We start from the raw sequence: 16,083 nt of genomic DNA, 5'->3' as shown, positions 1-16,083 counted from the left end.
AATCGAATATTTTTCGCAAAGCATTAATGAATTATACTCACCTTATCATTATTTTATTAAATTTTATTCATTTAAAGTTTTATTTGGAACTTTAATCACCAATTCATCGTTTTTAAGCAGATGCAAAGGATGAAAATAAACACGATGCCCTTATTAAAAAAGCCAGATTGATCAATCTAGCTTTAAATGTAGGTAATCCAAAGAATGTGTTATTCCACAAATAATAAAGCCAAACGAACTTGATCATATCCCATGCGTGGACTGGTCAACTCCACAATTGGGCGCAGCTTAACAGTACCATCATCGTTATAATGTGCTGGGTCTTGTCGTTTCGCCAAACGTTTATAAATTTTACGCACCTGCTCAACCACGTCTTCTCCCGGATGTGCCACCGATATATCTAAACCTTGCTCTTTTTGCAGACGAGCCAAATGGTTAATAATGGTGGCTGGTGTTAAACCACGCTCCACTGCAATATCTTGAATTTCATAACCTTCCTCAAACAATTCACGAGTTTGATCTAAAGTCGCTGTGGCAAAGCTTTGTTTCGCACCAGTTTTGGCAATTTTCTTTTCATTGCGCTCGATTTCCACTTCATTCAGTGTTCCGCCACAATGACGAATAAAGGCTTTATGTTGTACTGTTAAATCAGCCTCTGCAAAATTGGTTTCCGCTTCATCAGAGAGTTCCTGAAAGCGTCGATCAGCTTTAATGGCCAAACTGTCGAGTTCTAAGGCTTGTTCATTAAAACCAAGTAAACGCAAACCATCTAATGTTTTTAAACGCGACAATGCCACATAACCCTGACCTTTCTCAAAAGTATGGGTCAAGTTAATTTCAGCCGCCGCAAGGGTCATCCCTTGAGATTTGTGAATGGTGATCGCCCAGGCCAAACGCAGTGGAATTTGTTGGAAACTGGCAATGGTTTTACCATCATCATTATCGACAGACCATGTTTCAGGTTCGACCACTAAGGTCGTGCCATCAGTGAGTTTTACTTTAGGCAAGATGCCATATTCATCATCTTCTTCAAAACCTATCACTTCACCGAGGCTGCCATTGATATAGCCCACGTCAAAGTTGTTTTTTACAAACATCACTTTGGCATTTTTCTTTAAGGTCAAAGTTTCCGGCGCACGCACTGAAGATTTTAAGGTTTCGATCAGTTTATCATTACCATCACATTGGGCATCAAACTGGCGAGATTCTTGCTCAATTTCATTTAGATGTTTATAGTTAATACTATCTACATCCATATTATGGGTATACAAGCGCGTAAAGGTTTCACCTATATTTTGTGAACTTGTCTGCCTTAAAGCATGCAAATGATCGCCCGTAATTTGCTGAGCACGAATCGCATTTAGAATATCATTGAGATAGTCATTACCCTGACGATGTTGTTCGGTCAAATAACACACGCGAAACTTCGCTTCTACCCATGCCTCAGACATAAAGCAAAACTTGTCACGGTTTAATTCACCTTTGCGTCCCACAGGGGGTAACTGGAAGAAGTCACCTGCAACAATGACTTGAATCCCCCCAAAAGCATCTTCACTGTCTTTAAAAAATTTTAAAACTTTATTCACCAAGTTTAATTGCTTGGCATGCAACATCGAAATTTCATCGATGATTAAAACTTGGGCATTTTCCAAATGCTCTTTTAAATATTTACGTTCTTTTAAGCGCTTTAACTCATCTTCGGAAATCGCATCTTTAATCCCAATCCCTGCCCATGTATGAATTGTCATGCCATTCATATGGGTTGCAGCAATCCCTGTAGAAGCCGTAATTGCCACCGGCACTTTGCGCGCTTTTAGATAATTGATGTACTGATTTAAAGTATAAGTTTTACCTGCACCAGCCGAACCTGTTAAAAACACATTTTCGCCTGCTTTGAGCAGCTTGAGTGCAGTTTCTTGTTTCATAAGACCTATACCGTAAAAGAACGGCTATAGCCTAACGATTTTTGACTCAAAAGTTAAGCGCACAACACAGTTTACTAAATCCGTATTTCGCCAATCTTACTTTAAGCTATTGAACCTATTTAAAAATTCTTTGGCGATATTTACTTTTTCTATTTCTGCTTGGGTATTATTTGAATACTCAAGTTGATCAAAAACCAAAATGTGGTTTTGCACATGACAGCCCAAAGTCATCGATACATGCAAAATGGGATGGTACATATGAAAAGCTACATATAGTCTTGCAATGATACTGGCGCTATAACTTGATGCCAAACAATGTTTAAAGTGAATAGATTCATCAATAATTCGATCGATGGTTTTTAATTCTTCAAAGACCCAATCTTGAAAATATATTTTGTCTTCTGTTGTAAATGGCTGCCAGACTGTTGTCTCAAATTTACGCTTTAATTGAGTTAACATTTCTTGCTTTTGTTGCTTAGCATGCCAATGCACCGCCTGATGAAAGACCCCATTCCACGTAATATTTTTTGGGACTGTATGACCTGTAGAATAAGTCGCACTAACATAGTCACGCACATATGCATCAAATACAGATACTCTTAAATTGGCATGCTTTAAATAAAATAAAATTCGAAAATCCTGCAGTTGAATTTTATGTTGTCGTAAAACACTTAAAAATTGGCGATTTTCTTGGGTTTCTGGACGAATAAAATCCATCAAAGCCTGCGGTAAATGCTGCGTACAACGTAATAAATGCTGCAGATAGGCCTGCATAATACGGCTCAAAGGTAGATAGACTTTTTTTATGGCCTGATCCTCCGCGCCTAATACCTGTCGCATTAAGATCAACCACTCATCTAAATACAAAATCGATGGGCTGATCACTACACGATGGTCATCATGCTGCTGATATTTTCGCTGTAAAACAAACTGCAGATTTTTTTCATGATTAAACCAATCATGTTCATGCGCAATCGTATGGCAATTTTGAATAAATAAGCGCGCTGCAACAAATTGAAAATGTTGTAAGGTCGCAAGAATCAATGCGGGATGAATATGCTGCGTATCGACAAAACTTAATGCCGTCACAGCCACTCGTACATTACTGTGTTGAAAATTACGACTCAGCCAATCCAATACTTCGACTGACTGCTTGAACATCCATCGCACTGCACGGTTGTTATCAAGTAAAGGGAGTTTTCCACATTTTTTTTGCCAAATTGCTGTGGCTTGCACAAAATTACTATGGCTTAATATGTCCTGCTCTGCCCAAACATCCCGATGCATCAAACGAATAAAACCCAACAAATTGGGACGCTCATATGCATGGTCGAGCAACAAAATAATATCTTCTATATGTTCATTTAATTCTTGTAAATTGAACCGATCTTCATAACTCAAACTCATGATCCGGTAAATCGTTGGATCTAAAAATTGTGCTGTAGCAAAACAAATCTCGTCCAAACTATCCATCAAGAGCTGTATCGGCAATATTTCAGCTTCTGTAAGTGAATTGAGCGCAAACATCCGCTCAATCTTTTGCATCAACCAATGGGGTAGACAGATTTGGCATTCGATATAGGTTTGTAATAGCGGTGTCTGATAAATCTGCTGCTCTTGCATCAACTGATCAAAAATTTGCACTTCAACTGCTGTCATCTGTGCTAAAAACTGTTGAACACGCGCTGGCCCATTTAGATGTTGAAAAATCGACTGTAAGATCAATTGTCTAAATTGCTGTGCTTTTTCTCTGAGCAAGAGTGAATGTTGCGGCTTTAAGTCCCCAGTAAAAAAATATAATTCATGAAATAAGAAATCTTCTATTGCCTCAATACATGGCACTGTCGAATGCAATTCAGCAATTTTGATGGGTCTAAATGGACTTCTAGGAAACTGATAGCCAATCGATTCACGGCTTTGTAGCTGTAAGGTCCACAGCCCATTACACAGTTGAATGCGGTGCTGCTCTTGTTCAATTTTAAAGATATTTTGTGAATTGAGTGCTGTAGCAAGTTCCATTTGCTCTTGATACAACTGCTTTAAACTTGGAGATATTCGAATAAGTTGCCGAGCAATATGCTCAAGCTGCGGGGTCAAGCTTTTCTTTTCCATCTTCCGCCCTAACGATCGTTGATTATTTTTCAACCTTCACTATAGTCAAAGTTTAATACTCCGACTACTGCCATTAATCAGCCAAATAGCAGTACAAAAGGTCAATACAAAGGCGTTCAATAAAAAATCTAAAAGCTATTGTTGTGACAAAATTCACCATGATTTTGAGCTGTGACGAATAAAAATGGATGAAGTTGAAGAGTAGTCACTATTATTGATTTGTAGAATGTTGTTCTGCACGGATTCTTTTGAGCTGTTCTATCGCATTGTAAATATCTTGTTGTAGTGCCTCTCGATAGAGCTTTAAATCCTCCACACTCTGAATATGACTCAAACTTTGACGGGGTAAAAATTGAAAATAGAATGGAATGCGCTTGGGGATAATACGTTTGGGTAAAGACGGAATCACATCACCATGACGTAATAATTTATCGATTTTTTGTATTTTTAATAGTTGTTTAAACCAACGATGTTCAACAATCACACTGGCATCAAAACCCAGTTCAAAGACTTCATCTCCACCTAAAGCGGCAAAAGGCACGATATCATAATTAAATTCTTGCGCCAGTTTTAAAAAGCCATAACGTTGCTTCCAAATCAGTTGATAGGCTTCCCCTTTTCGCTTCAAAACCTCTCGACCACCACCGGGAAAAACTAAAATGGAATAACCTTGTTGCATCACTGTTCTGACATAGTCCTGAATGCCTTGGACTGCACCGAACTTTTTGACTATGCCACGCCAACCGGGCAAATAAAAATGGCTATGATCAGCGATACTGACCACAGCCACTTTATGTTCATTGTAGAGATAATCAATAATCAACGGTGAATCGAGTACACCGTAAATTGTATGATTCCCTACATACATTGCAGGTTTTGATGCATCAATATATTCAGCGCCAAAAAAGGTCGGCGTGAAATACATGCGGGATAAAGCGCTTAAACGCTTTATCCATTTTGCATCATGTTCAACCTGCAAATGTGCTGACCTTAGGCAGCATCATGTTTTTGAACAAGTACAGAACCTACTGAGTAGCCTGCACCAAATGAGCAAAGTACGCCATATTCGCCATGGTTTACTTCATTCGCAGTACGGTGCAATGCAATAATGACACCTGCTGATGAAGTATTGGCAAATTCATCAAGAATGATTGGAACAAGGTCTGGCTGAGCATGTTCTTTACCCACAACCAGTTTCAGAATCAATTCATTCATGCTGGCATTTGCTTGGTGTAACCAGAAGCGTTTTACATCTGTTGCCGCAATTTTATTGTCATCCAATTGCTTAGTGATCATTTTCGCCACTAATGGACACACTTCTTTAAATACTTTACGACCGTCTTGACGGAAACGGTTGTTGTCGATGTCAGCATCGACTTCACTCATATTTAAGTAACCGAAGTTGTTACGAATGTTGTTTGAGAACTGAGTAAACAGGTCAATATCCAACACTTCAAAACCAGCTTTGGTTTCAGTTTCTTCAATGATCGAAGCCGTTGCAACGTCACCAAAGATGAAGTGACAGTCACGCATACGGAAATCTGTGTGACCAGATGTGATCTCAACGTTTACCAATAACACGCGACGAGCGCCTGATTTGATCGCGTCATAGGCTTGCTTGATACCAAAAGTTGCAGCTGAACATGCAACGTTCATGTCATAGGCATAACCCTGAATACCCAACGCAGTTTGAATTTCAATTGAAACGGCTGGATATGCACGTTGAATGTTAGAGCATGACAAGATCACAACATCGATGTCTTCAGCAGTCACACCCGCATTTTCCATCGCTTGCTTTGCAGCAGCTACGCCCCATTCCGCTTGAATAGACAATTCATCATTTGAACGTTCATGCAATACTGGACGTAAACGTTTTGGATCTAAAATACCGCTTTTTTCAGCAACATAACGTGCTTTTACGCCAGATGCTTTTTCGATAAATTCTGCACTTGAACCACGGCGCGCTTCTAGCTCACCGGCTTCAATTTTTTCAGCATTATCACTGTTGTACTGTTCCACATAAGCATTTAAAGCTTCAACTAACTCTTCGTTAGTAATTACGTCTTCTGGATGATAAAGACCTGTACCCGTAATGCGGATGCCCATGTAAAACTCCTTTTAGAAATTACCTATATCTTAACTGATTCCGAGCTTATCCCATACTTTTTGCAAGCGGGATGGAGAAATTGGCATCTTGGTCTTCATTGGTTGAGAGAAAATAGAGATGCGTAACTCCTCAACCATGAAATACAATTCTTTAAGGCGAGTGTCATTTTTAAACTTAAATAATTTTTCCATCCATGGGTCAACTTGATCAATGGCAGAATTGTCCCTTTGTAGGTTATTTGGCAAGCGGTCTAAACGCAAGACTAATGCCTTCAAATATCTTGGAAATTCGAGCCACACATCGGAAGTTTTGCCATAAACGAAATCTGAAAGTTGCATCAAATCGAGTTGATCTTCAATGTCATCAATGTTCTTTCCAAACACAGAATCATCTAAAACCAACAATTTCCGACGTATATCCTGCCATTGAATATAGGTTTCAGTTAAAACGGCTAATGCTTGTTGCCCATGGGTTAAGAAAGATTTCTTTACATTTAAAATCAGGTTTTGGTACTCCTGCACATTGACAGGTAGCTCATTTATTGCAAGCTGAAGTGTGGCATAAACTAACATTTGCTCTAGTTTGGCTTTGTCACCTAGCGGTGAATAAGCCAATGCCAAGGGTTTAGAAATCTGTTTTTTCAACTGACGAACTAAGTCACCCAACTGCATATGAACCAAACGAATGATCCCTTCGCGGTGTTGTTTGACTGCTTCAAATTGGTCATTGAAGGTCTGAATCACCACACCAGATTCGTCTTTGGCATCCAACTCTGCAAAGCCTTTGATTGGAACAAGCGCTTGGTATTGTTTCACCACCACACCCGTGACTTTTTGTGATGCTTCGAACACAAAATTATCAGGGAAGGTTTTAAACTCACCTTTTAACTGTTTGACTGGGCTATGAGTTTCCGTACGACAGCGTGCTTTGAGTTCGTCTAGATCACGACCTTGCTCAATCACACGGCCTTTTTCATCAATGACTTTGATTAAAGGCAGCAGATATTGCTCAACACGTTCCCAAGAAAAGTCTTTGTCTGTGATTTGCTCACCACGCAGTTGGAACGCCAAGAAACTAAAAATATGCTCGCGCAAATGCACGGCATCGACACGATCCATTAATTTACGCGCTGTATCAGGTATTGGCACCAAGTGACGGCGTTTATCCTTAGGCAGTGCTTTAAGTAAAGCTTCAATCAGGTCTTGTCGCCAACCAGGTATACCCCATGACCAAATATTTTCATCCACTTGCGGCAAAGCTTGAACTGGAATTTTGACCGTTGCACCATCTTCATCATGACTTGGGTCAAAACGATAACTTGCAGCCAAACGCAGTTCACCATTTCGTAGGTAGTCTGGAAATTGCTGGGTCGTTGGACGGTCATTCATCCAAAGCGCATCATCATCGATAAATAAATGCCGTGGATTTTTCGGTTCTACAGTTGCACGCCAGTCTTCAAAACTACGACGACTTGCCACCTCTTCAGGCACTTTTGCAGCATAAAATTGGTAGATGGTTTCTTCATCCACCACCAAATCACGACGACGCAGTTTATCTTCAACGCGCTCAACTTCTTCGAGTTTTAATAAATTGTGTTTTAAGAATGGTGGCGTAATACCCAAATGCCCCGTCGTCAACGCATCGCGTAGGAAAATTTCATGCGCCGCAGGATGATCTACTTTTTCATAATTAATCTGACGGCGTGGCTCAATAATTAAACCAAACAAAGAAATTTGATCATAAGCATTCACCACACCAGATTTTTTTGACCAATGGGGTTCAAAATAATGATGCTTCAATAAATCGCCTGCAGCCAATAAAATCCATTCAGGTTCAATTTTCGCCAACGTTCGAAGATATACCTGAGAGGTTTCAACCATCTCAAAAGCCATGACCCAAGGTGTATTGGTTTTATGCAAGGTTGATGCAGGGAAAATACGTGCCTTTTGCTGACGCACTGCCATGAACACATTACGTTCATCGGTTTTGTTGGCAATAAATGAAAGTAAACCCGTTAATAGCGCACGGTGCAGATTTTCATAATTGGCTTTCTTTTCATTAAAGGACAGTTTTAAGCCCTGAGCCAAATCCACCAATTGCTCATGGGTTTTTTTCCACTCACGGAGGCGTAACCAACTCAGGAAATGGTTGCGTGCAAATGTACGACGCTTATTTTCACTCATGTCACGGTTGGCAACCAAAGCTTCCCATAATTTGATATAGAACAAGAAATCCGAGTCAGCTTCACGAAACAAAGCATGTTTCTGATCGGCCTGCATTTGTTTATCCGCAGGACGTTCACGTGGATCTTGTACCGCTAAAGCAGCGACAATAATCAAGACTTCATTTAATACGCCAAAATGCGCTCCACCCAAAATCATCCGTGCAAGACGCGGGTCGATTGGCATTTTCGCCATTTGCTGACCAATTTTGGTTAAAGCACCATTTTTATTATTCGCATGTTTTGTGCCTTGTTTTGCTTGGCTATCTGAAGCAACTTGCGGTGCATACGCCGATTTTTCTTTTAAAGCACCTAATTCAATTAACAGCTTACGACCATCATTCACCAAACGATGATCTGGCGGCTCAATAAAATCAAAGTCTTCTAATTCACCAAAGCCCAAACTTTGCATTTGCAAAATAACCGAGGCCAAGTTGGTTCGTTTAATCTCCGGTTCGGTAAATTCAGGACGACTCATAAAGTCTTCTTCTGAATACAGTCGAATACACACACCCGGTGCAATACGACCACAACGACCTTTGCGCTGATTTGCTGCCGCCTGTGATACAGCCTCAATTGGTAAACGCTGTACACGTGAGCGATAGTTATAACGGGATATCCGTGCAAAGCCACTATCAATTACATAGCGAATATTCGGTACAGTTAAAGCCGTTTCCGCCACGTTGGTGGCAATAATAATACGTCGCCCACCGCCTGATGGATTAAAGATCTTTTGCTGTTCTGCCAAAGCCAATCGAGCATATAAGGGTAAAACTTCGGTATGTCGTGGCCCAAACTTTTGCAGTGTTTCCTGTAACTCACGAATTTCTTGTTCAGTGCTGGCAAAAATCAAAATGTCGGCATGTTCAGGATGACCTTTTTCCTGCGCATCTTGAAAACATTCTTCTACTGCCGACACTACGGCACGGGGTAAATTTTCTTCAAAATCGTCAAATTCATCGTCATCACTGCCAACAATACTCAGCTCTGAAATCGGACGATAACGGAGTTCTACCGGAAAGCTTCGACCTTCGACTTCAAAAATAGGTGCCCCATTAAAGTAATTCGAGAATCGATTTACGTCTAAAGTTGCTGAAGTAATAATGACTTTGAGATCTTTACGACGAGGCAAGAGCTGTTTGAGATAGCCCATGATGAAGTCAATATTTAGCGAACGCTCATGCGCTTCATCGATAATAATCGTGTCATATTTATTTAAGAATCGGTCATTAGCCAGTTCAGCCAATAAAATACCATCGGTCATTAACCGAACGATGGAATCTTGTGAACCTTGTTCATTGAAACGAACTTTAAAGGAGATCGACTCCCCTAGCTTTTCGCCCACTTCTTCTGCAATACGTTGCGAAACACTACGCGCGGCTAGTCGACGGGGTTGAGTATGACCAATCAAACCCGTTAAACCACGACCTGCAAGCATGGCAATTTGCGGTAACTGCGTGGTTTTACCCGAACCGGTTTCACCTGCCACAATAATCACTTGATGCTTTTGAATCGCTTCAATTAGTTTGTCCGCATACTGCGTAACAGGTAAGTCTTGATTTAATTTAATATTGGGAATGCGGGCAATCCGTTCGCGCACTTTCGCATTCGACTTTTCAAACAAATCTTGAAATTTTTCAGGATTGGCTTCTTTGCCTTTTTTCAGCCGACTTAAGCGATGGCGATCACGAACCATGACCAATTGATCGACATTTAACTGACTTGGCACAGATGCATTATCCTAATAATTAAAAATAGAACCGAATATTTTACGCTGTATGTAAAAATAGTGAAAGATGAATCTATTTTTTGCGTGCCTGAAACCAATAGGTAAAGCCGAACAGAATAAAATGATAAAAAACTAAAATTGCGGCCAATAACCAATAATTGCCACATGCTTCAATACTGCCATGTAATGGCTGATAAAATGACACTGTATAGAATATAACATCAATAAAGTGAAAGTGAAGATCAAGAAATGATGAACAGATTTTGCTAAGCACAAAAAAATTGAAAATAAAATGCAAATCTACCCAATAAAAATAAATAAAAGAGGTTCATCCGATGAAGAACCATTCATTTCAGCAAAATAATTAATTTGATTCGGGCTAGCACCTTGAAATGAAAGCACATTCTTGATTCATCCAGTACAGAATAATAAAGCCACATGCTGACTAGAATAGGCAACTCAAGCCAATCCATTTGAAAGCTTTATACATTAGTTTCAGTGCCATAGAAAATGTAAACGAAACTAAAAACAATAAATATGCTCTGCCCGATCACCCATGCGAACAACCAACCATTATGACAATAAACAATACTGTCATAGATAATTTTTGAAATTGAAGCAGTTTCTATCATTAAAATGATGATGAATTGAAAAATCGCATATAGCCATAATATAACCACATACCAAGCACGTCTAAATGATAGCAACAGTGGGAAAAAAAAGAAGATTCCAACGATTCCCATGGTACTCAATAGCGTAGGATCATCTGATGAAGTTCCTAATAGTTCATTAAAATAGGTCGCTTTTTGAGGTTGCAAGTATTCATAGATACATAAATTTGTACCTGTGTCTTCAACTTTAAGAATACATAGTGATGCACGTGCAAGACTGAGAATGGCAATGATACGAAAAAATTGACTAAGCACCTGATCAAATCTGGAGTCATTTTATGTTCATGCCATCTTATATGAACAAATTCTATAATTTGAAATATTTTTTATAACTTTTTTAGAGATCACCCTTGAAATCTTATGCCACAAGCATCATGTTGGTTACAGACTTTGAAAAGATGATTTTGTCATTTTACTTTCAACTTTATATGGCATTGATATGGCTTATATCGAATGAAATAATGATAAATAATCGTTATTGCTGAAATAGTTCTGGAGTGTACTAATTCGGATTTTCCGATATTAGTTATGTAAAAATACTATTTCAGCAATAAGAAAAATTTCTGTACCCTATTGGAAATCAAAAACAAACCTCAATCATGGAGACAATGATGAGCTTAATTAATACTGAAGTTAAACCGTTTAAAGCACAAGCATTCCAAAATGGTCAATTCATCGAAGTAACTGAAGCTGATCTTAAAGGTAAATGGTCTGTTGTATTCTTCTACCCAGCTGACTTCACTTTCGTTTGCCCAACTGAACTTGGTGACCTTGCTGACAACTATGCAGAATTCCAAAAACTAGGTGTTGAAATCTACTCAGTTTCTACTGACACTCATTTCACTCACAAAGCTTGGCACGATTCTTCAGAAGAAATCAAAAAAATCCAATACGTAATGGTTGGTGATGCGAACTGGACTCTTGCTAAAAACTTTGACGTATTAATCGAAGCTGACGGTCTTGCTGATCGTGGTACTTTCGTTATCGATCCAGAAGGTAAAATCCAAATCGTTGAAATCAACGCTGGTGGTATCGGTCGTGATGCTCAAGAACTTCTTCGTAAAGTTAAAGCAGCTCAATACGTACACGCTCACCCAGGCGAAGTTTGCCCAGCTAAATGGAAAGAAGGCGACGCAACTCTTGCTCCTTCAATCGACCTAGTTGGTAAAATCTAATCTGTATTAGATTGAACTGATTCAAAAACCACGCTTTTAGCGTGGTTTTTTATGCCTATTATCTGCGAGTATATACCTCTATACACCCTACGCAGTTCACACTTTATTCATACAACTTTAACGTACTAGCACTTTCTACATATCTGTAGATATTCATCAAGTTAGAGCTTACACAAATATAATAAAAATGCGCCGCAAACCCGATTGTCTAGGCTTACATCTTTGCCAGTATTTCAGTATTTTTAACATGAATTTTAGGTCAATTGCTTATTTCAGGAAGATGTAAGCCCATGAAAAAATATTTCGTCTCGATCAGTTTAATTTTATGTTCGTTTACAACTTTTGCTGCCGTGAACTGCGAAGGTGAAATTAAAAACCAAAGTATTCGTGAAGATATTAAAGTCAAAAAAAATTGTCAGCTTGAAGGTTTAATTGTTCATGGCAATGTTATTTTAGAAAATGGTGCAAGTGTTGAACTGCATGACAACCACATCAAAGGCAATATTGAATCGAATAAAAATTTTACCAAGATCATTGCCAATCATAACAATATCAGTGGCAATGTCGATTTTACAACTGGGAAAAACATCCAACTCCTCAATAACCAAATTTCAGGCGACCTCAAATTAAAGAAAAATAATGGCAATATTGTTCTAAATAATAATGAAATCGCAGGTAATTTGATTTGTCTTGAAAATGCTTTTTCAATTAATGGCAGCAACAACCAAGTCAAAGGCAATAAATCAGAACAATGCCGTAGTTTTTAACTCTCCTTACACTAATATGGGAGAATTACACTTATGGCATTTATTTGAACTGGCATTTTTTTATCAAATTAGTTGATAAAGAAATGAAAAAAATGTGAGATAAAACATTATTTTTTAACAATTCTGCAATACTCCACGCCCTAAATTTGTCTTAATTTCAAATGAGATAAAACCTTTAACTGCAGTATGACTATAACAACGCAATAAGGGGGTGGCTTATGACAACAACTGTTGTAACTTCTTGGAAATACAGTTCTTCTTCACGTTACTTAAAAATATTTTATGCAAATGGTTCTGGGGATCTCTTTTATCCAGTTTCACCTTTTATTTATGATAATTTACTTCGATGTAGTGATAAAACGGCATTTGTCCACAAATATTTAGAATATGATCTACATTTTTCACGAGTAAGCTTACAGGGCTAAACTGCTACACTTAGCGCTATAGCAACAGTATTTTTATTAATTAAAAATATTTTCGATGAAATCAGGGCTGAATGCCCTGATTTTTAGTTACGCCAAGTCACTATAAAGAGCCCTGCACCTACATTTAATGTTGTACTGATAAAACGATCATCCGTTTCAACACGTTGGATAAATTCAGCGACCTCATTGGCATGTGACAGCACATTATCCACGATTAACACGCCACTTTGAACTTGTATCAATTCAGCTAAATATGGCCAATACGCGATATACGCATCACGTTCTGCATCCAATAAAATGAAGTCATAACGCTGATTTAACTGCTGTAAAAAATGCAGCGCATCGCCATGATGAAATTCAATGTATTCGGATAAAGCTAAATTTTCCGCATGTTGTTTAGCTTGCTCAATACGCGCTGCATCAATTTCAATGGTTTCGACTCGCCCTTGTGTAGACTGGGCAGCATCTACCAACCACAGCGTGGAATAGCCTGTAGATGTTCCAATTTCCAAGATCTGTTTGGCTTGTTTTAAGCGAATTTGCATAGCCAAAAACAGTGCAGACTCAGGCTCAATATTTCGGTAACGCGCAAGTCGGTTATTTTGCGCAGCATCGTGAGCACTAAAGTCTGCATAGAGTTGTTGCATATAGTTTTTAAAATTTGCATCCATGCTCATGATTCTGTCCTTTTGTTATTTCTTTCATATTTATAAATTGAAGTACTAAATATCTACTTAGTGGGTTTCTTGGATCAGCTTAAAACGTGGAATTACTTCACCATCAATTTCAACGGTTTCCATAAACATCTCTAAGGGTCTGACCCACATGGAATAATCGTCATACAAGCACTGATAGACTACAACTTTTTCACGCGTTTCACTATGTGTTGCAACATGAAAAACTTGATACAACTGACCTTTATAATGCTGATAAATCCCTTGCTTAACCTGCATGCCATTTCCCTAAAATGTTCTCAATACAATAGCGTTGACTCTAGCATTGTCTTGCTTAAAGCGCGATGAATTCGTTTATTTTTCCACTATTTAACTTGCATTTCTCGATAATGGCCCAATATTGACTGGATTCACATCGGTATATTCTTATGATTTAGAAAGAAATTTAATCACTTGATTTGTAAAACCGATTAATTTTATAAAAACAAACCGTTTCACCTATTTAATGGTTTGTTCTATCATTCTCTCATCAAATAAATTTACTCCTCTGGAGACGTTAGCAATGTTAGATCAAAATACTTCTGCTCAATTAAAAACCTTACTTGAACGCCTTGAAGGCCCGATTGAAATCGTCGCGACTTTAAACGGCACGGACAAATCAGACAAAATTAAAGAATTGGTAACTGAAGTTGCTGCTTTATCTGATTTAGTGACTGCACGTTTTGACGGTAACAACAGCCGTGCGCCAAGCTTTGGTATTGCAAAAGCAGGTGAAACACCACGTGTATTCTTCGCAGGTTTGCCGATGGGCCACGAATTCACATCTTTGATTCTAGCTTTGCTACAAACTTCAGGTTATGCACCGAAAGTTTCTGACGAAGTACTGAACACTATCAAAGGTCTAGGTCTTAAAACTGACTTTGATGTGTTTGTATCTTTAAGCTGCCATAACTGTCCTGACGTGGTTCAAGCACTTAACTTGATCGCAATTTACAACCCGGGTACAACTGCAACCATGATTGATGGTGCATTCTTCCAAGACGAAGTGGAAGAACGCAAAATCATGGCTGTACCAATGGTATTCCAAGACGGCAACCACATCGGTCAAGGTCGTATGACTTTGGAAGAAATCATTGCTAAATTAGACATCAACTCTGCTGCAAAAGATGCTGAAAAGCTAAATGCCAAAGAAGCATTTGATGTCCTTGTGATTGGTGGTGGCCCTGCAGGTAATACTTCTGCAATCTATGCTGCACGTAAAGGTATCAAAACCGGTATCGTAGCTGAACGCATGGGCGGTCAGGTCATGGATACCATGGACATCGAAAACTTCACGTCGATTCAAAAGACTCAAGGTCCTAAGTTTGCTGCTGAAATGGAAGCACATGTACGTGAGTACGGTGTGGACATCATGAACTTGCAACGTGTATCTGACATCAAAGGTGCAGATGAAACAGCCAATGGCTTGGTTGAAGTGACTTTAGAGAATGGTGCAAAACTTGAATCTAAAACAGTGATTCTTTCAACAGGTGCACGCTGGAGAGAAATGAGCGTTCCGGGTGAACAAGAATACCGTACTCGTGGTGTTGCATACTGTCCACACTGTGACGGTCCATTGTTTAAAGGTAAACGTGTTGCAGTGATCGGTGGTGGTAACTCAGGTGTCGAAGCGGCGATTGACCTTGCAGGTATTGTGGAACATGTAACGCTAGTTGAGTTTGATACTAAGCTTCGTGCTGACCAAGTCCTTCAAGACAAGTTAAACAGCTTACCGAATACCACTGTGATCATGAATGCATTGTCTACAGAAGTGGTCGGTGATGGTTCACAAGTGACTGCATTGAACTACAAAGACCGTGCAACTGATGAAATCAAAACGATTGAATTGGCTGGTATCTTTGTACAAATCGGTTTGTTACCAAACACTGATTTCTTAAAAGAAACAGCAGTTGAACTTTCAAACCGTGGTGAGATCGTAATTAACGAGCGTAACGAAACCAATGTAAAAGGTGTATTTGCTGCCGGTGACTGTACAACAGTACCGTACAAACAAATCATCATTGCAACAGGTGAAGGCGCGAAAGCATCATTATCTGCTTTTGATTACATCATCCGCTCTGGTCAATAATTCAATTTAGACAGAACAGCAAAAGCCAGTTTTCGAACTGGCTTTTTTTATGTCTGAAAATTCATGTCTTGTTTCATTTATAAATTATTAATAAAACAAATATTTAACTCTCTGACGCTTTTCACTTACACAATAATGAGCAAAACAAA

General features: G+C 39.0%; 12 protein-coding genes. 4 read left to right on the top strand and 8 right to left on the bottom strand.

Features of this window, described 5'->3' with window-relative positions:
- Nucleotides 1-209: 209 nt before the first annotated feature.
- The 6 genes from FTU22_RS09410 to FTU22_RS09385 all read right to left on the bottom strand — a co-directional run bounded on the left by FTU22_RS09410 (nt 210) and on the right by FTU22_RS09385 (nt 11,020).
- Nucleotides 210-1,925, bottom strand: a complete 1,716-nt coding sequence (locus FTU22_RS09410) for an AAA family ATPase (protein WP_180003112.1) — start codon at nt 1,923-1,925, stop codon at nt 210-212.
- Between the two features lie 96 nt (nt 1,926-2,021).
- Complete coding sequence (locus tag FTU22_RS09405; RefSeq protein ID WP_180094152.1) at nt 2,022-4,037, bottom strand: hypothetical protein; 2,016 nt, start codon at nt 4,035-4,037, stop codon at nt 2,022-2,024.
- A 211-nt stretch (nt 4,038-4,248) separates the two neighbouring features.
- The gene (locus FTU22_RS09400; protein WP_180094150.1) at nt 4,249-5,016 is read right to left on the bottom strand and encodes a 1-acyl-sn-glycerol-3-phosphate acyltransferase; all 768 of its coding nucleotides are present in this window, start codon (nt 5,014-5,016) and stop codon (nt 4,249-4,251) included.
- A gap of 11 nt (nt 5,017-5,027) precedes the next feature.
- The gene (locus FTU22_RS09395; protein ID WP_111885081.1) at nt 5,028-6,143 is read right to left on the bottom strand and encodes a beta-ketoacyl-ACP synthase III; all 1,116 of its coding nucleotides are present in this window, start codon (nt 6,141-6,143) and stop codon (nt 5,028-5,030) included.
- Between the two features lie 30 nt (nt 6,144-6,173).
- Entirely contained in the window at nt 6,174-10,061 is a 3,888-nt protein-coding gene (hrpA, locus tag FTU22_RS09390) for an ATP-dependent RNA helicase HrpA (RefSeq protein ID WP_218955023.1), read from the bottom strand.
- A 515-nt stretch (nt 10,062-10,576) separates the two neighbouring features.
- Nucleotides 10,577-11,020 (bottom strand): hypothetical protein, encoded by a 444-nt coding sequence (locus tag FTU22_RS09385; RefSeq protein ID WP_180077602.1) that lies wholly within the window; start codon nt 11,018-11,020, stop codon nt 10,577-10,579.
- Nucleotides 11,021-11,376: 356 nt separating this feature from the next.
- Between FTU22_RS09385 and ahpC the strand changes: the two genes are divergently transcribed.
- The 3 genes from ahpC (at nt 11,377) to FTU22_RS09370 (ending at nt 13,132) form a co-directional block, all read left to right on the top strand.
- Nucleotides 11,377-11,940, top strand: coding sequence for an alkyl hydroperoxide reductase subunit C (ahpC, locus tag FTU22_RS09380; RefSeq protein WP_078193727.1), 564 nt, complete (start codon nt 11,377-11,379; stop codon nt 11,938-11,940).
- A gap of 290 nt (nt 11,941-12,230) precedes the next feature.
- On the top strand, nt 12,231-12,707 hold the full coding sequence (locus FTU22_RS09375; protein WP_180034674.1) for a hypothetical protein: 477 nt from the start codon (nt 12,231-12,233) through the stop codon (nt 12,705-12,707).
- A gap of 218 nt (nt 12,708-12,925) precedes the next feature.
- A complete protein-coding gene (locus tag FTU22_RS09370) occupies nt 12,926-13,132 on the top strand; it encodes a KTSC domain-containing protein (RefSeq protein WP_078189026.1) in 207 nt (68 codons plus the stop codon).
- An 83-nt stretch (nt 13,133-13,215) separates the two neighbouring features.
- Here FTU22_RS09370 and FTU22_RS09365 read toward each other — a convergent pair whose 3' ends face one another.
- Entirely contained in the window at nt 13,216-13,809 is a 594-nt protein-coding gene (locus tag FTU22_RS09365) for an O-methyltransferase (RefSeq protein WP_180094146.1), read from the bottom strand.
- Between the two features lie 57 nt (nt 13,810-13,866).
- Complete coding sequence (locus FTU22_RS09360) at nt 13,867-14,085, bottom strand: DUF1653 domain-containing protein (RefSeq protein ID WP_078189028.1); 219 nt, start codon at nt 14,083-14,085, stop codon at nt 13,867-13,869.
- Between the two features lie 283 nt (nt 14,086-14,368).
- On the opposite strand from FTU22_RS09360, the gene ahpF reads away from it, so the two are divergent.
- Entirely contained in the window at nt 14,369-15,934 is a 1,566-nt protein-coding gene (gene ahpF / locus FTU22_RS09355; RefSeq protein WP_180094144.1) for an alkyl hydroperoxide reductase subunit F, read from the top strand.
- Nucleotides 15,935-16,083: the final 149 nt, after the last annotated feature.

The organism is Acinetobacter sp. YH12076 (assembly GCF_013419525.1).
GTDB classification, from domain to species: domain Bacteria; phylum Pseudomonadota; class Gammaproteobacteria; order Pseudomonadales; family Moraxellaceae; genus Acinetobacter; species Acinetobacter amyesii.
The sequence above is the reverse complement of the archived record's forward strand: the minus strand, read 5'-3'. Positions and strand labels throughout refer to the sequence as shown.

Bases quoted from the DNA above. Each gene is read 5' to 3' on its own strand.
- FTU22_RS09410 (WP_180003112.1), bottom strand. From the start codon at position 1,925: ATGAAACAAGAAACTGCACTCAAGCTGCTCAAAGCAGGCGAAAATGTG.
- FTU22_RS09405 (WP_180094152.1), bottom strand. From the start codon at position 4,037: ATGGAAAAGAAAAGCTTGACCCCGCAGCTTGAGCATATTGCTCGGCAA.
- FTU22_RS09395 (WP_111885081.1), bottom strand. From the start codon at position 6,143: ATGGGCATCCGCATTACGGGTACAGGTCTTTATCATCCAGAAGACGTA.
- hrpA (WP_218955023.1), bottom strand. From the start codon at position 10,061: ATGGTTCGTGATCGCCATCGCTTAAGTCGGCTGAAAAAAGGCAAAGAA.
- ahpC (WP_078193727.1), top strand. From the start codon at position 11,377: ATGAGCTTAATTAATACTGAAGTTAAACCGTTTAAAGCACAAGCATTC.
- FTU22_RS09375 (WP_180034674.1), top strand. From the start codon at position 12,231: ATGAAAAAATATTTCGTCTCGATCAGTTTAATTTTATGTTCGTTTACA.
- FTU22_RS09370 (WP_078189026.1), top strand. From the start codon at position 12,926: ATGACAACAACTGTTGTAACTTCTTGGAAATACAGTTCTTCTTCACGT.
- FTU22_RS09365 (WP_180094146.1), bottom strand. From the start codon at position 13,809: ATGAGCATGGATGCAAATTTTAAAAACTATATGCAACAACTCTATGCA.
- FTU22_RS09360 (WP_078189028.1), bottom strand. From the start codon at position 14,085: ATGCAGGTTAAGCAAGGGATTTATCAGCATTATAAAGGTCAGTTGTAT.
- ahpF (WP_180094144.1), top strand. From the start codon at position 14,369: ATGTTAGATCAAAATACTTCTGCTCAATTAAAAACCTTACTTGAACGC.